Below are 16,012 nucleotides of genomic sequence, written 5' to 3'. Positions count from 1 at the left end.
GTGTGTATGAGAGCCGTCATTTTTCCGTCGACCGTCGACGCCGACCTGGGCTTTTGCCGGCCGGCGCCGCGCCGAATGACTGAAAACGGGCGAGCTGCGTCTGGAGATCTCGTTGTCCCGGCGGCCTTGCTCTTGACCCTGACACGGTGACAGGGTTTTGACTCAGGTCGTGGAGGTGATCACGATGACTCAGACACTCATCGACGCGCTGTCGGCGCCGGATCCGTCGATCCGGCTGCGCGCAGCACTGGCGGCGGGGACCGAACCCGATCCAGCGCTCGTCGACGCACTGGTACACCGCAGCGGCGTTGAATCCGACTTCTTCGTCCGCGACATGCTGACCTGGGCACTCACTCGGACGCCGCACGCAGCGACGGTGCCGCGAGTGGCCGCGGAGTTGGACTCGACGTCGGCGCAGGCGCGCAGCCAGGCATTACACACGCTGTCGAAGATCGGCGATCGCAGTGTCTATCAGCACATCACGGGCCTGCTGCACGATCCAGACGACGAGGTAGCCCGGACAGCGTGGCGGACGGCGGTTGCGCTCGTTGCCGATGACGATGAGGACGTCTCCGATCTCGCAGCCGCCCTGGCCGCCGAACTCGGCCGCGGCGACCGAGAGGTGCAGCGCAGTCTCAGTCGTGCGCTGAGCGCGCTCGGCGAGGCAGCAATCGGCGTTCTAGACGCGGCGAGCACAAGCGGCCACGAGGCAGTGCGCATTCACGCCGACGCGACCCGGCGCCTGATGAACGACCCGGGCGGCGGCTTCGCCGACGCAGTCGAACAAGCAAAGCGCGCACTGACACTGCGTGGTGCACCCGTCCGCATCGACCATGCTGATCGGTGAGGTGTCGCGGCATTCGGGCGTGAGCGTCCGGATGCTGCGGCACTACGACCGGCTGGGGCTGGTGCGACCGGCGACCCGCACCGCGGGCGGGTACCGCGACTACTCCCCCGACGACATCGCGCGGCTGTTCCGCGTCGTCGGACTGCGCGCGCTCGGGGTGTCACTGGCAGGAATCAAGACACTGCTGGACACCCCGGGGACCGCCGAACCCGCAGACCTGGTCGACGAGCTCATCGCGAAGACGCGCCAACGCATCACGCGCGAGACCGCGTTGCTCACGCGCCTGACCCGCATCGCCGACGCCGCGCCGACCGACTGGGAGGACGTGCTGAACTCGGTGAAACTACTCCACGACCTCGACTCCGACTCCCCGGCCCTACGCCAGCGGGCCGCGCTGACCGCACACGGCGGGCGACTCTCGCCGGAGGCGCTCGCGAAAGCCGTTCTGGCCGAGCGCGATACGAATGTCGCCGGCACCCTCGTCTGGGCGCTCGCCGATTTCGCCGATCCCGCTGCGGAGGCCGCACTCGGTGCGGGTCTCCTCTCCCCAGACCCCGAGATCCGACGCCGTGCGGTCTCGGCGATCACGAAGCTGAACACCGACACGTCCGTCGAATTGCTGCGACGCACCGCACTCCGCGACACCGACCGTGCCGTCGCCGATGCCGCGTCGCTCGCCCTCGCAACGCGGGGTGACACTGCCATGATCCCGCGGTTGATCAACATGGTCGTCGACGGCAGTCATGACGTCGACGCCGCCGACGCGATCCGCGACCTCGCACACACCTCCGCAACCGCCGACGAGATCGCGATGGAACTCGGCAGGCTCCTCGATGGCGACCACGTCGATCCGCAGGCACGGAGCAGACTCGCCCAGGCACTCGTCGACCTGCCCGGCGAGGTGGCCGTGCACATCCTCGACGCGCAGACCGACGACCGCGATCCCGCGGTGGCCGCACTCGCCACGCTGCGACAACACCGCTCATGACCGGGTCGACCCGCCGCCACGCCACGTCGACGCGGCGGCGGGCACAACCGCGAAGACCCGCGCATGGCAACATATGGCAGGAGAACGCCAAAGACGGAGGATGCTGTGAGTGGAAACGAGTCCGGCCAGTCCGACTACCGCAACGCAGGGGGCAAGACACCGTCGATTCCGTTGAGCGACGCCGACCGCGATTCGTCCGGCGAAGCCAGCGTCGGAAGCCTGGTCAAGAACGCCACCGCGAGTGTCTCGACGCTGTTCCGGTCCGAGGTCGCGCTGGCCAAGGCGGAGCTGGTCGACGACGCGAAGAAAGCGGGGGCGGGCACCGCTCTGCTGATCGTGGCGGGCGTGATGGCTCTGTACGCGAGCTTCTTTTTCTTCTTCTTCCTCGCCGAACTGCTCGACGAGTGGGTCTCGCGCTGGCTCGCGTTCCTGATCGTGTTCGCGATCCTGGTTGTCATCACGCTGATCGCAGCCTTCGTCGGCTACCTCGTGTTCAAACGAGTTCGCGGTCCGAAGAAGACGATCAGCAGCGTCAAGGAAGTGCAGACCGTGCTGCCGGGCCGCCACGACGACGGCCCCGGCTCGTCGCTCGGACACGGCGGCAGTCATCCTGCGATACCGCCCGCACGCGAGGCCTGAGATTTGGCCGCAGCCCCCGACCCGTCCAGTGTCCGGTTCGCCGGGCCCTGGCGTCATCTCGACGTACGTGCCAACGGGGTGCGGTTCCACGCGGTCGAGGCCGACGGCCCGGGCACGTCCTCGGAACATCCAGACCGCCCACTCGCCTTGCTGCTTCACGGTTTCGGTGAGTTCTGGTGGAGTTGGCGCCACCAACTGGCCGACCTGACCGAGGCCGGTTACCGAGCTGTCGCGGTCGATCTGCGCGGCTACGGCGACAGCGACAAACCTCCTCGCGGTTACGACGGTTGGACCCTGGCAGGCGATACCAACGGCCTCGTGCGCGCGCTCGGGCATACATCCGCGACGCTCATCGGCCACGCCGACGGCGGGCTGGCATGCTGGGCGACCGCCACGCTGCACCCACGTGCGGTGCGCGCGATCGCGGTCATCTCCTCACCTCATCCGCGGGTCCTGCGGCGCGACGTGTTGCGAGACGCCGAGCAGCGGTCGTCGTTTCTCGGAAACTTCTTGAGCAACCAGGTGCCGCGCATGGCCGAGCGACGACTGACCCGACACAACGGCGCATTCATCGGCGAATACTTCGCCGAGCGGTCGGGGCTCGCATGGCAGGACACCGACGACTACACCGACACTGTCGACAAGAACCGATCCGCGATCCAGATTCCCGGCGCCGCACACTGCAGCCTGGAGTACCAGCGCTGGGTGTTCCGGTCGCAATTTCGACCCGACGGCGTCCGCTTCATGGACCTCATGGAGAAGCGGCTGTCCATCCCGGTCCTCGCGGTGCGCGGCGTCGACGATCCCTACATCACCGACGAATCAGTCGGTGCCGGTGCCGAATGGGCCTCGGACTTCGACTATCGCCCCATCCCCGGCAGCGGTCACTTCGCCCACCAGGAGCGGCCGAGTGAGGTCAGCATGCTGCTCGGCGACCTCCTCGCCGGCACCGGCCGCGACGACTAGCGCACGCTCGACGTCCCGCGGCGCACAGTCGGCAGGCTCGATCGCAAACCCCTCGCCGACCGTGCGCTTCCTACGGCCGAGTGTGCGTCAGGAGTGCACGCACTCGCCCGTGCTCACGCGCGCGGTGCGGCGTTCGGAGGCGTCGAGGTCGGACTTCACCTGCTTGGCGGTGAGCACGAAGCCGGTGTTGTCCGCGGTGTCCTCGGCGGCGCCGAACACGACGCCGAGCACGTCGCCGTCCGGAGTGATCATCGGCCCGCCGGAGTTGCCCTGGCGGATGGTGCCACGCACCGTGTACACCTCGCGCAGCACCTGGTTGGTGCGGTAGATGTCGGGTCCCGACAGGTTGATCGTCTCGCGCACCCGCACCGCGGTCGACGTGAACGGACCGGCCTCGGGATAGCCGAGCACGATCGCGTCGGCTCCCGGCTTCGCCGACGAGTCGTCGAATTGCAGTGCCTTGGCGCTCAATCCGGGGACGTCGAGGACCGCGATGTCGGTGCGGCTGTCGAAGAGCACCACCTTGGCGGCGAGCGAGTCGCCGCCCTCGGTCTGCACCGTCAATCGGCGGGTTCCGGCGACGACGTGCGCGTTGGTCATGACCCGCTCGGGCGACACGACGAATCCGCTGCCCTCCAACGCCTGCTGGCAGCTCGGGGCAACACCCTCGATCTTCACCACGCTCTGCTGTACTCGCGACACCACCGCGGAATTCTCCAGCGACGTGTCGGGTGGGTCGACGTTCGCGACAGGAGTCTGCACGAAGGGGCCGATCACCTCGGGCAGACCCGAATCGTCGAGCATCGGTCCGAGTTCGCGGGTCGGGAAATCGCGCAGCCACGTCGGGGCGACGGAATCGACACCGCGCAGAATCGTGGATCCGCGCACCGCGCTTGCGATTTCGGGCGACGACGCGCGTCCGAGCGGAATCGCCAGCAGCCAGGCCGCGACCAACACCGCGATGACCTGCAGCATCAGCCCGATCACGCTGTCGACGTGCCGCAGCGCCGTCGACCTGATACCACCGCGGGCCGCTCGTCCGAGCACCATGCCCGACGTCTCGCCGATGATGACCAGCACCACGAGCAGCGCAACCCCGACGACGAGCCGCATACTTCGATCGTCGATACGTGAAAGTATGTGGGGCGCAATCAAAATGCCTGCCACCGCGCCCAGAATCACGCCGACGACCGCCAGTCCCGACGCCACCGCGCCCTGCCGCCAGCCACTGAGCGCGGCGAGCAGTGCGAGCACGATGACGATCACGTCAACCCATGTCGATCCGCTCACCGGGCGGCATCCTCGGACGCCTCGGTATCTCCGTCGCCGGAATCAGCCGCGCGACGCAGCGTCGGAAATCCGCTCAGCTGAGGCGATCCCGCGCGGGCGATCGCCTCCTCGAGCGGGCGGACGTCGTCGTGGTTCCACGGGACGTCCCACCCCGACGCATCGCTGATCGCCGCGAGGAGCCCACCGGTGAAACCCCACACCAGAAGTCCGTCGACGAAGAATGCCGGACCGCGATAGGCGCGCGCACCGAGCACCGACCGCTGCACCTGAAAACGGTTCTGCGGTGCCAACATCTCGCGCAGATTCACGCGCACAACGCGCGACGTCTCGCCTGCGTCGACGACGCCGACCGGTCCCGGTTCACGCCAGTGCGCGACAACCGGGGTCACCTCGAAGTTCGAAACGGGTACGGGAAAGCTCGGCAGATTGGCGAGGACGTCGACGCTGCTCGCCTCGAGTCCGGTCTCCTCGGCGGCTTCGCGCAGCGCGGTGCCGACGGGATAGTCGTCGCCCGGATCGAACGAGCCGCCGGGGAAAGCCACCTGCCCGCTGTGCTGGCGCAACGTCGGGGCTCGCTCGGTGAGCAGCACCTGTGCGTCGGCGGGCAGGCCGCCCGGATGGTCGGGGTCGGCATCCCACGAGCCGGAGAACAAGATCAGCACCGACGCCGCGCGGCGGTCGCGACGCAGCATCGACGCCCAGCGCGAGCGGTCGCCACCGCGATCGAGCACGCTGTCGGTCACGGCCGAGACATTGCCGGTGAGCTGCCGCAACCACGGAGGAATCTTCGCTGTGTCGACGAGCTGCCCGACGTGTGGCTCCTGCGACGGCTGTTCGGTGCGCGTCACGTGGCGACACCGGTGGCGTCGCGCACGGCGTCGGCGACCTCGTCGACGCTGCCGAACTCCTTGGGAAGTGTTGTGGCAATGGTGCCGTCGGCGCGGAGCAGGATGGTCGACGGGAAGACTCTCGGTGCCCGAAGTGCCGCCGCGACCTTGCCGTCGACGTCGAGGACCGTCGGGAGATGGACGCCGACCTCGCGCAGGAACGTCAACACCGCGAACGGATTACCCGCGCCCTGTTCGGCATGCACGGTGAGCACCGTAACCCGATCGCCCGCGCGCCGCGCGTACTCGGCGAGTACCGGCAGCTCGCGCCGACACGGCAGGCACCACACCGCCCACATATTGATGAGCACAGGCTTTCCTGCGGTTCCGGCCCCGAGGTTGTAGGCGTTGCCGGTTGCCAGACAGGGCGCGACGACCCCCGCCAGTGCCGCGCCGGACGATCCCGGCAACCCGGCGTTCGGGCATGGTTCGACGGCGGCGTCGGCGCGGGCCTTGGCGAGTGTGGCGTCGTCGACCTTGGCGTCGGGGACCGCCGCGACACCGGAGTTGTCGGTCGGCGAACCGAGACTGTTCGACGATCCAGAATCGCGCGGCCAGATGGCGACGATCAACGCGACCATGACGACGAAGAAGACCAGCGTCCAGCGCAACGACGTCGGAAAACGGCTGCGTCGACGCTGGGGTGGCGGGTCGTCGTGCGGGGTCGGTGCGTCGGGGCCCGACGTCGTCGCGGATGTGCCCACTACGCGGAGATCCCTGCGAGCTCGAGGATGTGGTCGGTTTCCGGACCCTTCACGAGCTTTGCCGCCTCGGCTTTGTCCATCGGACCGAGTCCGACGGACGGACAATCATGCGCGAGCACACAGACGCCACACGCGGGCTTGCGCGCATGACACACGCGCCTGCCGTGGAAGATCACACGATGCGAGAGGTTGGTCCACTCCTTGCGCTCGAAGAGCTCTCCGACGGCGTGCTCGATCTTGACCGGATCGGTTTCGGTGGTCCACCCCCATCGCTGTACGAGACGCGAGAAGTGGGTGTCGACGGTGATGCCCGGGATGTCGAAGGCGTTGCCGAGCACGACGTTGGCGGTCTTGCGACCGAACCCGGGCAAGCTGACCAGCTCTTTCAGCGTGTGCGGAACCGTGGAGTCGAAACGTTCGACGAGCGCCTGCCCCAGCCCGATGATCGAGTTGGCCTTGTTCCGGTAGAAGCCCGTCGAGCGGATCATCTCCTCGAGTTCGGTGCGATCGGCCCCCGCGTAGTCGGCGGCAGTGCGGTATTTGGCGAACAGCGCGGGTGTCACCTGGTTCACGCGGACGTCGGTGCACTGCGCCGACAGGATGGTCGCGACGGACAATTCGAGCGGGTTGGTGAAGTCCAACTCGCAGTACACATGCGGGAACTCGACCTTGAGTTCACGGTTCATGCGGCGTGCACGGCGAACCAGACCGAGATGGGTTTCTGTCCTGGCTCCCGCAGCCGACTTACGTGCACTCACACGCTTCAGATTAGCGATCGACTGCGACCAGGTCGGTGGCGACGGCTTGATAACAAGTCAGTGAAGGCGACGATTCCGGTTAGGAGCCTCGTCGGCGGTCGGTGTTTACTGATCGGTATGCAAGGACTCGCCGCACTGCTCTTCCCTGCTGTGTTGATGCTTTTCGCACTCGCGATGGAGAAGGTTCAGCACCACACGGACCGGCTCAGCGTCTCCCGCGACAACGTCGAGGAGTTTCTGCAATCAGCTGAGTCCCAGCACGTGGACGCGCTGGCCAGGGACGGTTTTCCCGCAGCGCTCGACGAGCTGCGCGAGCGCCGCGCGAGCTGAGCGCAACCCCCGACCGCCACACGAAAAGGACCACGTCGACGTCGTCGACCACTCGACGATCACGCCCTCGCAGGGCGATCCTCATGATCCACACGGCCCCGCCACAACATCAATTCAGCACGCGCAACACGGCCCCAAAGTGGCGCTAGTGACCCATCCAACACATATGCTTCAGGGCGAGAGTAGCGTTGCTGAGTGCGTGTGTCGTTCACGCGGCCGATGAGAAAGGTTCCTTAGGTGGAGGAAGTACTGGCGCGGGCGGGAATTTTCCAGGGTGTGGAGCCCTCCGCTGTCGCGGCGCTGACCAAGCAACTACAGCCCGTGGATTTTCCGCGCGGACACGTGATCTTCCATGAGGGAGAGCCAGGAGACCGCCTCTACATCATCCTGTCGGGCAAGGTGAAGGTCGGACGACGCTCACCCGACGGACGCGAGAACCTGCTGACCATCATGGGACCGTCCGACATGTTCGGCGAGCTCTCCATCTTCGACCCGGGCCCGCGCACGTCGTCGGCCACCACGGTCACCGAGGTCCGTGCCGTGTCGATGGACCGCGACGCGCTGCGCGCCTGGATCAAGGATCGCCCCGAGATCGCCGAGCAGTTGCTGCGCGTGTTGGCCCGACGCCTGCGTCGCACCAACAACAACCTCGCCGACCTGATCTTCACCGACGTCCCCGGACGCGTTGCCAAGCAGCTCCTGCAGCTCGCACAGCGCTTCGGCACCCAGGAGGGCGGCGCACTGCGCGTCACCCACGACCTGACGCAGGAAGAGATCGCCCAGCTCGTCGGCGCATCCCGCGAAACCGTGAACAAGGCGCTCGCCGACTTCGCACAGCGCGGCTGGCTGCGCCTCGAAGGCAAGAGCGTCCTGATCGCCGACTCCGAGCGACTCGCGCGCCGCGCGCGGTAGTTTCTGGGGGGTTGCACTCGCAACACCATTCACGCCTCCCGCAGGTACTCCAACTGCGCCTTGACCGACATACGGGCGGCAGGCCAGAGCTTCTTGTCGACGTCGGCGTAGACCTTGCGAACCACCTTCATGGGCTTCGCATTCTTCGCCGAGACACCCATCTCTTCGAGCGCGGCCACTATCTGGTCGAGCCGATCCTCACGGTGCTTCTTGTAGTACCGCGCCACGGGCCCGAGGTCGGGATGGTCGGGGCCGTGCGCGGGCAGTAACGTCGCGCCCTCACCCTCGACGATCAACCGGTTCAACGAGTTCAGGTAGTCGCGCAGCGTGCCGTCGCTGGGATCCAGCACGGTGGTGCCACTTCCGAGGATCGTGTCACCGGTGAGAACCGCGCGCTGGTCCTCCCACTCGACGAGAAAGCTCACCGAATCGCCGGTGTGCCCCGGCGTGTGCAGCACCGTGATCTTCAGCCCGGCGACCTCGATGACCTCGCGGTCGGCGAGAGGTGCTGCGCCACGCGAGTGTTCGGCAAGCCGCGCCCGCGTCGGCCCGCCGGTGTGCTTGTGCAGCGTCTTGATCGCGCCGGTGTGGTCGCCGTGCCGGTGTGTGATCAGCGTCAACGCGATTCCGGGTTGCTCGGCGATGCGCTTGACATGCTTCTTGTGCTTACGCGGGCCTGGGTCGACGACGACGCACTCGGCACTACCCGGAGCACGCAGCACCCAGGTGTTGGTGCCGTCGAGTTCCATCATTCCGGGGTTGTCGCACAACAGAACCGACGCAAACGGCGTCACCTCGCGCAGCACCCCGTACGCGGGATGCTGCGCGGCAGAGGCGTCGGACGCCGTGGGAGTTTCGGATTCAGCGGCATCGGATGCAGCGGCGGCAGGGGCGTCACGATCGCCTGGACTCGTCATGCACACAGCGTAATGCGGCTCACACCGCCCGAATCCGACCGCCCTCCCCCGGCGCACTCACGCTGCACACCAACCCGTACCGACTACTGGCCGGAACCGTTCTGACTCTGCTCGGCGGCGGGCCCCACCTGCAGCTGGTCCTGCAGGCTGCGCAGCAGACCGGCGCCCTGGGTGATCACGCCGGTCATGATCTCGTTGACCCCCTCGGCGCCGTTGTACACGGTCAGATTGGCCGAACCGAGCCCCTTGGCGACCTCGGCGACGAGGTCGGGCAACTGCTCGATCAACTGCTGGTCGAGCGCGATCCGGTTGTTCTTCGCCGCCGCCTCCGACGAGATCTCGACGGCCTTCGCCTCGGCCTCGGCGAGGATCTGGGTGCGTCGGGCCTCGGCTTCGGCAGGCTTCACGACCTCCGAGATCAGTTGCTGCTCACGGAGATCGGCCTGCGCCTGCGCCAACACCGACTGCTCGCGGATGATCTCCTGATTCACGCGCGCCTCTGCCAACGGACCCGCCTGCGCCGCCTCGGCATTGGCCTTGTCGGTCTCCGACTTGATCTGCGCGCGCTTGATCGACGTCTCACGCTCGTAGTCGGCCTGGTTGCGCAGTGATTCCTGCTGCGCCTTGGCGGCCTCCTGGTCGGCGCGGGCACGCTCGACGGCGGCCTCACGCTGAACCTTGGCGATGTTCGGTGCCGCGAGGGCGTTGATGTACCCCGAGTCCATGTCGTCGATCGACTGGATCTGGAAGGAGTCGACGACCAAACCGATCGAGCCCATCTCGCGCTTCGACGCCTCGAGCACCTGCCGGGCGAGCGTGTCGCGCTCACGGATGATCTGCTCGACGGTCATCGAGCCGACGATCGAACGCAGGTGGCCCGAAAAGACTTGTCCGGTGAGCTGATTCATCTCGGCCTCCTGCTCCGAGATGAAACGCTGACCGGCGTTCACGATGGACACGACGTCGCCGCCGACCTTGTGCGCGATCACGGCGCGCACATTCAACTGAATGCCCTGCGTCGTCACACACACCTCGCGAATCGACGCCTCGTGCAACGCCATTGACAGGTAGCGCACCTTACGGAAGAAGGGCATCACCCATTTGCCGTGTCCGACAACGACAACGAACGGCGCGCCTTCGTCACCGGACTTCTTGCCCGAGATCAACATCGCCTCGTCCGGTTCGGGAACGTGGTAGCCGAGCATGAACACTCCTCTGCGTTGGGTCGGGTACAGCATGCCGTAACCGACGCGGCGACCATCCACCGCGTCGTTCCTTTTGTCCGACGCCCCGCACGCTGCAGCCCGGGATCACATTGCGGCCCGGCATACGGCAGCGCCTGAAGACGGCGATGCCTCTACACGCCGTCGGGCGGGGCGATCCACCGTTCGACGTCGACGACGCGCCCGGGCAGCACACCGATCACGAGGATGTTCTCGCCCTCGTCGATGGCCTCGCGCGCCTGCGCGAGGTACCGCTCGGTGCCTCCGGCGATGCGCAACTCGACCTCACCGAGCGAGTCGCCACCGCCGATACCGAGCGTCACGATGCCGATCGCACCGACCATGGCTTCACCCCCGACTTCGATCCGGTGTGCCGACCATATCGAAGCCGAGCTTCGCGACCATCACGACGACCACCACGAGCAGCACCCACCGCACGAACGAGCTCCCTCGCCCCAGCGCCATATGCGATCCCAGTTGGGCGCCTGCGATGTTCCCGACGGCCAGCGCCAGTCCGAGGAGCCACATCACGTGCCCCTGCGCCGCGAACACCGCGAGCGCACCAAGGTTGGTTCCCGTGTTGATGACCTTGGCCATCGCCGAGCTCTCCAGAAAGCTCGTGCCGACGAGCGCTGTCAGCGTGATGATCAGGAACGTGCCGGTACCGGGACCGAGCACGCCGTCGTAGAAGGCTATGACGACACCGCAGATCACCAACCCGAGAATGATGGACCGGCGCGACTTTCCCGTCACGTCGTGGGAGCCGAAACGCGGGTTGAGTGCGACGAACAGGCCCACCGCGACCAGCAAGACCAGCACGATCGGGGTGAACACGTCGGCGGGCAGCAGACCCGCGACGAGCGCACCCAGCGCCGAGAAGACGACCGCACAGGCGAAGACCGGGGCGAGGCGTCGAACATCCATCGGTACCCGACGCGAGTAACGCCACGCGGCAGACGACGTCCCGAAGATCGCCATCAGCTTGTTGGTGCCCAGCGCCGTCGCAGGAACCAGACCGGGGTTGGTGATCAGCAGCGCCGGAATCATGATCAGCCCGCCGCCGCCGACGACGGCGTCGACCCAACCCGCGGCGACGGCCGCGACGAGGAGGACTACGACGTCGATACTCACCAGTTGGTGGGCATCACGACTCGGGCGTGACCTCGACGATCAGCTCGACCTCGACCGGCGACGCCAGCGGGAGTTCGGCGACGCCGACTGCCGAGCGCGCGTGGACGCCGGCTTCGCCGAAGATGTCGGCGAGCAGATCCGACGCCCCGTTGAGCACCTGCGGCTGGCCGGAGAAGCCCGGACCGGAGGAGACGTATCCGGTCACCTTCACGATGCGAGTGATCGAGTCGAGTCCGACGAGCGCGTCGATCGCCGACAGCGCATTGAGTGTGCACTGCCTGGCAGCACTGACCGCCTGCTCCGGCGTGACGGTGCCGTCTGCACCCTCGTGGACCTTGCCCCGAAACTCGAGTTTGCCCGACACGAAGGGCAACTGCCCCGACGTGTAGACCAGGTCACCGATGCGCACGGCCGGAACGTAGTTGGCCACCGGCTTGGCCGCCGGAGGCAGGGTGATGCCGATCTGCGGAAGTCGCTCACTCCAGCTCATGGATCGCTCCTCAGCCCTTGGGTCGCTTGAGATATGCCACGTGTTGTTCGCCGGTCGGGCCGGGCAGCACGCTGACCAGTTCCCATCCGTCGGCACCCCAGGTGTCGAGGATCTGTTTCGTGGCGTGCGTCAGCAGCGGCACCGTCGCGTACTCCCAGGCGGTCACTTCAGTCATGGACCCACCCTAACCCGAGAGACCCAGCATCTAAGGTGAACCTGTGGCCGACAAAACAGCCGACGGGCAGACACTGCCAGGCACCGCCGACGAAGCGGAGAACACCTGGCCCGACAGCGCTTCGCGGGCCCGCCTGCACTTCGTCTCCGGCAAGGGCGGGACGGGTAAGACAACCGTCGCCGCAGCACTGGCGTTGGCGCTGGCCGCCGACGGTAAACGGGTGCTGCTCGTCGAGTGCGAGGGGCGTCAGGGAATCGCGCAGCTCTTCGACATCCCGCCCCTCCCGCCGAACGACACCCGCATCGCCACCGCCGAAGGGGGCGGCGAGGTGTGGGCGCTGGCCATCGACATCGAACACGCCCTGCTCGAATACCTCGACATGTTCTACAACCTGGGGTTCGCCGGGCGCGCGATGAAGCGCATCGGCGCAATCGATTTCGTTACGACGGTCGCGCCCGGCCTTCGCGACGTGCTGCTCACCGGCAAGATCAAAGAGCGCATCATCCACACCGACAAGGCGGGCAACCGCGTGTACGACGCCGTGGTCGTCGACGCCCCGCCGACCGGCCGGATCGGCAACTTCCTCGACGTCACCACCGCGATGGCCGATCTCGCGAAGACCGGACCGATCCGCAATCAGAGCGACGGCGTCGCCCGGCTGCTGCACTCCGACGAGACCGTCGTCCACCTGGTGACACTCCTCGAGGCGATGCCCATCCAGGAAACCGTCGAGGCCGTCGACGACCTGCGGTCCAAGGACGTCAACGTCGGAACGCTCATCATCAACAAGGTCAGCCCCGTCTACCTGCCCGCCGACCAGATCGACGCGATCGCCGAGGGAGTCATCGACGCCCCAAGGATCGCGTCGAGTCTCGCCGACGCACAGATGCCGGTCTCCGAGACCGACCTCGCGGGTCTGCTCACCGAGAGCATCGAGCACGCGACGCGCCTGCAGGCCCAGCAGGTCGCCAAGGCCCAGCTCGACGAGGTCGAGGTGCCGACACTCGAGCTACCACTGCTCAACGAGGGCATCGACCTCGGCTCGCTCTACGAATTGGCCAACCTGCTGCAGAAAGCCGGTGCGTGATGCCGCTCGACCTCAAGATGGGCTCGGTCCTCACCGATCCGGAAACCCGCGTCGTAATCTGTTGTGGCGCAGGCGGTGTCGGCAAGACGACGACTGCCGCCGCGATGGCCGTCTACGCCGCGGAGCACGGCCGCAACGTCGCGGTTCTCACCATCGACCCCGCTCGACGGCTCGCACAGTCGCTCGGCATGACCGAGCTGACCAACGACCCCCAGCCGGTCAGCGTCTCACCGCTCACCGCCGACGGTTCCGGCTCGCTCGACGCGATGATGCTCGACATGCGGCGCACGTTCGACGACATGGTGCTCGAACATTCGACGCCCGAGCGCGCGGCGGCGATCATGGAGAACTCCTTCTATCAGACCGTCGCGTCGTCGTTCTCCGGCACGCAGGAGTACATGGCGATGGAGAAGCTCGGCAAGCTGCTCGAGCAGGATCGCTGGGACCTCATCGTCGTCGACACCCCGCCGTCGCGGAATGCACTCGACTTCCTCGACGCCCCGCAACGCCTCGGGTCGTTCTTGTCGGGGCGCCTGATGAAGGTGCTCGTCGGCGGCGGGCGCGGCGTCGGGCGCATGGTCACCGGCGCGATGAGCCTCGCGATGCGCGGTGTGTCGACGATCATCGGCGGCGACATGCTGCGCGACGTCGCGACATTCGTGCAATCGCTGGATTCGATGTTCGGCGGATTCCAGGAGCGCGCACTGCGCACCTATGAGCTGCTCAAACAACCCGGCACCCGGTTTGCGGTGGTCGCGGCGGCCGAGCCCGACGCCCTGCGCGAGGCGGCGTTCTTCGTCGACCGACTCAGCGAGGAGTCGATGCCGTTGGCGGGCTTGATCCTCAACCGCACACATCCCAACCTGACGAGCATCTCCGAAGAGGCCGCCCACGTCGCACTGGAGAGAGTTTCCGACGACCTCACCGAAGGCGTGCTGAGACTGCACGCCGCGCGCGCGGCAGCCGGCAAACGCGAACTGCATCTCCTGCAACGGTTTACCGCGTCGCACCCGACAGTTCCGATCGTCGGCGTTCCGTCGCTGCCGTTCGAGGTCGCCGACCTCGACGCCCTGCACGCCGTCGCGGAAGAGATCACCGGCAGGGGCTGAGTATCTGATGGCGCAACGTCGGCGGGCACGCACGCAGCCGACCCCGACGCTCCGCGGATTCGAAGGGTCCTACGTCGACGTCGCGGGCCATCGCGAATGGCACGAGGTCGCGGGGAGCGGACCGCCCGTCGTCCTGCTGCACGGCGGGTACGGCGGGGCTACGTCGTGGGCGCTCACCGCGCCGGTGTTGGTCGAGGCCGGATTCCGCGTGCACGTCCCCGAACGTCGGGGGCACGCGCGGACGCCCGACGTCGACGGCCCGATCACATATCAGGCGATGGCCGACGACACGATCGCGTATCTCGAGAATCACGTCGAGGGTCCGGCACATCTCGTCGGCTGGAGCGACGGTGCCGCTGTGGCCGTGCTGGCCGCGCGCGAGCGCGCCGAGAAGATCACGCGCATGGTGTTGATCGGCCAGTACTACAACGACGACGGCAAGGTTGCCGACAGCGCGTTGACCGAACTGCTCGATTCCGGGAGTGCGATGGCGGGCCTGCGGTCGCAGTACGCGGCACTGTCGCCCGATGGCGCCGACCATTTCACGACGTTCGACGCAAAGATGAAGCACCTGTTCGCCACTGAACCGCAGATAGATCTGGATTCGTTGGCGCCGATCACGACTCCGACGATGGTTCTGCAGGGCGATCACGACGAGGTCACCCTCGAGCACAGTTCGGCGGTCGTGGCCGCGCTCCCGCACGCGCGTCTGGCGGTACTGCCGGGCAGTCACATGGTGCCGGCGGAGCAACCCGACGCACTCAACGCGTTGCTGATCTCGTTCTTGCGCAACGGGTTTCCCCGTTCACCCTGGGGTTGAACCCGGGGCGGGATCAACCGACGGCGAAATCAACCGACAGATACCTCACGGCGTCGACGCTGAGCCGCGAAGAACTCTGCCCACGAGGTCACCTCGGGATGCTGACGCAACAACGCACGACGCTGACGTTCGGTCATGCCACCCCACACACCGAATTCGACGCGGTTGTCGAGGGCGTCGGCTCCACATTCGAGTTGCACCGGGCAGTGACGGCAGATGACTGCGGCCTTACGTTGAGCCGCTCCACGAACGAAGAGCTCGTCGGGGTCCTCACCGCGGCAGCGTGCCCGTGCCACCCACGTCAGTCGAGTTTCGTTGGTCGATACCGCCGATGTCGCCATGAGCCGACCCCTGTCTTTTGTCGTTGCGCGCTGTGCGCGACCCGTGCCCGGCACAACGACCCTGCGTCGTTGCCGGCGAATGCTCGCCTCCAACACCACGTCACCGATTTCTGAGGTGGTCGAACGATTCAGAGATGCTCGTGCCACTTCTCGTCACTGTTGTTATGTGAGTCACATTCTGCACTCAATCTAAGGATCTGTGCATGTGACCGCAACCCCTGAGCCGGAGAAAAATGGCACAACCGTGCAAACTCGCAGGGAAACCGACAAAAGCGTCCCGACAAACCCCCGTCGGATCGGCGCCGAGCGTCGATTCATGCAGACGGAGCGTTCGATCTGAGACCATCGGGCACCTCACCGGCGGGCCAAACGGTTGTCTCAGAAATCACACGTATCCT

The 16,012-nt window shown here is 66.7% G+C and carries 20 protein-coding genes; 9 read left to right on the top strand and 11 right to left on the bottom strand.

The genetic code is table 11. From position 1 onward, the window contains the following. Window positions 1-184 precede the first annotated feature (184 nt). From A5777_RS05640 to A5777_RS05625, 4 genes are all read left to right on the top strand, one after another. Complete coding sequence (locus tag A5777_RS05640) at window positions 185-847, top strand: HEAT repeat domain-containing protein (protein WP_064861927.1); 663 nt, start codon at window positions 185-187, stop codon at window positions 845-847. Next, window positions 810-1,835, top strand: a complete 1,026-nt coding sequence (locus A5777_RS05635) for a MerR family transcriptional regulator (RefSeq protein ID WP_331710573.1) — start codon at window positions 810-812, stop codon at window positions 1,833-1,835. Before A5777_RS05640 ends, A5777_RS05635 begins: the two co-directional genes overlap by 38 nt. Window positions 1,836-1,940: 105 nt before the next feature. After that, window positions 1,941-2,474: a phage holin family protein gene (locus A5777_RS05630; protein WP_064861919.1), complete on the top strand. Its 534-nt coding sequence runs from the start codon at window positions 1,941-1,943 to the stop codon at window positions 2,472-2,474. Between the two features lie 3 nt (window positions 2,475-2,477). Beyond that, window positions 2,478-3,440 (top strand): alpha/beta fold hydrolase, encoded by a 963-nt coding sequence (locus A5777_RS05625; protein WP_064861918.1) that lies wholly within the window; start codon window positions 2,478-2,480, stop codon window positions 3,438-3,440. A gap of 87 nt (window positions 3,441-3,527) precedes the next feature. Here A5777_RS05625 and A5777_RS05620 read toward each other — a convergent pair whose 3' ends face one another. The 4 genes from A5777_RS05620 to nth are packed head-to-tail and all read right to left on the bottom strand — an operon-like array spanning window position 3,528 to window position 7,007. Next, the gene (locus A5777_RS05620) at window positions 3,528-4,730 is read right to left on the bottom strand and encodes a MarP family serine protease (protein WP_064861917.1); all 1,203 of its coding nucleotides are present in this window, start codon (window positions 4,728-4,730) and stop codon (window positions 3,528-3,530) included. Next, the gene (locus tag A5777_RS05615; RefSeq protein WP_064861916.1) at window positions 4,727-5,578 is read right to left on the bottom strand and encodes an NUDIX hydrolase; all 852 of its coding nucleotides are present in this window, start codon (window positions 5,576-5,578) and stop codon (window positions 4,727-4,729) included. The genes A5777_RS05620 and A5777_RS05615 overlap by 4 nt, the downstream gene beginning before the upstream one ends. Next, entirely contained in the window at window positions 5,575-6,321 is a 747-nt protein-coding gene (locus tag A5777_RS05610; RefSeq protein WP_064861915.1) for a TlpA family protein disulfide reductase, read from the bottom strand. The genes A5777_RS05615 and A5777_RS05610 overlap by 4 nt, the downstream gene beginning before the upstream one ends. Beyond that, window positions 6,321-7,007 carry an endonuclease III gene (nth, locus tag A5777_RS05605; protein WP_064861926.1) on the bottom strand — a complete coding sequence of 229 codons (687 nt, stop codon included), beginning with the start codon at window positions 7,005-7,007 and terminating at the stop codon, window positions 6,321-6,323. Before nth ends, A5777_RS05610 begins: the two co-directional genes overlap by 1 nt. Window positions 7,008-7,196: 189 nt before the next feature. Between nth and A5777_RS05600 the strand changes: the two genes are divergently transcribed. Beyond that, entirely contained in the window at window positions 7,197-7,409 is a 213-nt protein-coding gene (locus A5777_RS05600) for a hypothetical protein (RefSeq protein WP_064861925.1), read from the top strand. A 237-nt stretch (window positions 7,410-7,646) separates the two neighbouring features. Further along, window positions 7,647-8,321, top strand: coding sequence for a Crp/Fnr family transcriptional regulator (locus A5777_RS05595; protein ID WP_005171581.1), 675 nt, complete (start codon window positions 7,647-7,649; stop codon window positions 8,319-8,321). 29 nt (window positions 8,322-8,350) lie between these two features. Here A5777_RS05595 and A5777_RS05590 read toward each other — a convergent pair whose 3' ends face one another. The 6 genes from A5777_RS05590 to A5777_RS24595 form a co-directional block, all read right to left on the bottom strand. Further along, window positions 8,351-9,238 carry an MBL fold metallo-hydrolase gene (locus A5777_RS05590; RefSeq protein ID WP_231894958.1) on the bottom strand — a complete coding sequence of 296 codons (888 nt, stop codon included), beginning with the start codon at window positions 9,236-9,238 and terminating at the stop codon, window positions 8,351-8,353. A gap of 83 nt (window positions 9,239-9,321) precedes the next feature. Continuing rightward, a complete protein-coding gene (locus A5777_RS05585) occupies window positions 9,322-10,443 on the bottom strand; it encodes a flotillin family protein (protein ID WP_064861923.1) in 1,122 nt (373 codons plus the stop codon). A 152-nt stretch (window positions 10,444-10,595) separates the two neighbouring features. Then, entirely contained in the window at window positions 10,596-10,805 is a 210-nt protein-coding gene (locus A5777_RS05580; RefSeq protein ID WP_005208260.1) for a hypothetical protein, read from the bottom strand. Between the two features lie 4 nt (window positions 10,806-10,809). Beyond that, the gene (locus tag A5777_RS05575) at window positions 10,810-11,586 is read right to left on the bottom strand and encodes a sulfite exporter TauE/SafE family protein (RefSeq protein WP_039856753.1); all 777 of its coding nucleotides are present in this window, start codon (window positions 11,584-11,586) and stop codon (window positions 10,810-10,812) included. A 19-nt stretch (window positions 11,587-11,605) separates the two neighbouring features. After that, window positions 11,606-12,082 carry a RidA family protein gene (locus A5777_RS05570; RefSeq protein ID WP_005208256.1) on the bottom strand — a complete coding sequence of 159 codons (477 nt, stop codon included), beginning with the start codon at window positions 12,080-12,082 and terminating at the stop codon, window positions 11,606-11,608. A 10-nt stretch (window positions 12,083-12,092) separates the two neighbouring features. Next, window positions 12,093-12,257 (bottom strand): DUF4177 domain-containing protein, encoded by a 165-nt coding sequence (locus A5777_RS24595; protein WP_005208255.1) that lies wholly within the window; start codon window positions 12,255-12,257, stop codon window positions 12,093-12,095. Window positions 12,258-12,300: 43 nt separating this feature from the next. Between A5777_RS24595 and A5777_RS05565 the strand changes: the two genes are divergently transcribed. From A5777_RS05565 to A5777_RS05555, 3 genes are read left to right on the top strand one after another with little or no spacing between them, the layout of a single operon-like run. Next, entirely contained in the window at window positions 12,301-13,344 is a 1,044-nt protein-coding gene (locus A5777_RS05565; protein WP_005208254.1) for an ArsA family ATPase, read from the top strand. Beyond that, a complete protein-coding gene (locus tag A5777_RS05560; RefSeq protein WP_005208253.1) occupies window positions 13,344-14,453 on the top strand; it encodes an ArsA family ATPase in 1,110 nt (369 codons plus the stop codon). The genes A5777_RS05565 and A5777_RS05560 overlap by 1 nt, the downstream gene beginning before the upstream one ends. 7 nt (window positions 14,454-14,460) lie before the next feature. Continuing rightward, a complete protein-coding gene (locus A5777_RS05555) occupies window positions 14,461-15,273 on the top strand; it encodes an alpha/beta fold hydrolase (protein WP_005208252.1) in 813 nt (270 codons plus the stop codon). Between the two features lie 29 nt (window positions 15,274-15,302). Here the strand turns inward: A5777_RS05555 and A5777_RS05550 are convergent, their stop codons facing one another. Next, window positions 15,303-15,614 carry a WhiB family transcriptional regulator gene (locus A5777_RS05550; RefSeq protein ID WP_005208251.1) on the bottom strand — a complete coding sequence of 104 codons (312 nt, stop codon included), beginning with the start codon at window positions 15,612-15,614 and terminating at the stop codon, window positions 15,303-15,305. Window positions 15,615-16,012: the final 398 nt, after the last annotated feature.

This window comes from Gordonia sp. 852002-10350_SCH5691597, from assembly GCF_001665715.1.
Taxonomy (GTDB): Bacteria; Actinomycetota; Actinomycetes; order Mycobacteriales; family Mycobacteriaceae; genus Gordonia; species Gordonia sputi.
This window is presented reverse-complemented; position numbering and strand designations above follow the sequence as displayed.

What these genes read in the sequence shown, in the direction of transcription:
- A5777_RS05600 (WP_064861925.1), top strand. Translation starts at nt 7,197, where the DNA reads ATGCAAGGACTCGCCGCACTGCTCTTCCCTGCTGTGTTGATGCTTTTC.
- A5777_RS24595 (WP_005208255.1), bottom strand. Translation starts at nt 12,257, where the DNA reads ATGACTGAAGTGACCGCCTGGGAGTACGCGACGGTGCCGCTGCTGACG.
- A5777_RS05580 (WP_005208260.1), bottom strand. Translation starts at nt 10,805, where the DNA reads ATGGTCGGTGCGATCGGCATCGTGACGCTCGGTATCGGCGGTGGCGAC.
- A5777_RS05570 (WP_005208256.1), bottom strand. Translation starts at nt 12,082, where the DNA reads ATGAGCTGGAGTGAGCGACTTCCGCAGATCGGCATCACCCTGCCTCCG.
- A5777_RS05555 (WP_005208252.1), top strand. Translation starts at nt 14,461, where the DNA reads ATGGCGCAACGTCGGCGGGCACGCACGCAGCCGACCCCGACGCTCCGC.
- A5777_RS05550 (WP_005208251.1), bottom strand. Translation starts at nt 15,614, where the DNA reads ATGGCGACATCGGCGGTATCGACCAACGAAACTCGACTGACGTGGGTG.
- A5777_RS05640 (WP_064861927.1), top strand. Translation starts at nt 185, where the DNA reads ATGACTCAGACACTCATCGACGCGCTGTCGGCGCCGGATCCGTCGATC.
- A5777_RS05585 (WP_064861923.1), bottom strand. Translation starts at nt 10,443, where the DNA reads ATGCTCGGCTACCACGTTCCCGAACCGGACGAGGCGATGTTGATCTCG.
- A5777_RS05590 (WP_231894958.1), bottom strand. Translation starts at nt 9,238, where the DNA reads ATGACGAGTCCAGGCGATCGTGACGCCCCTGCCGCCGCTGCATCCGAT.
- nth (WP_064861926.1), bottom strand. Translation starts at nt 7,007, where the DNA reads ATGAACCGTGAACTCAAGGTCGAGTTCCCGCATGTGTACTGCGAGTTG.
- A5777_RS05560 (WP_005208253.1), top strand. Translation starts at nt 13,344, where the DNA reads ATGCCGCTCGACCTCAAGATGGGCTCGGTCCTCACCGATCCGGAAACC.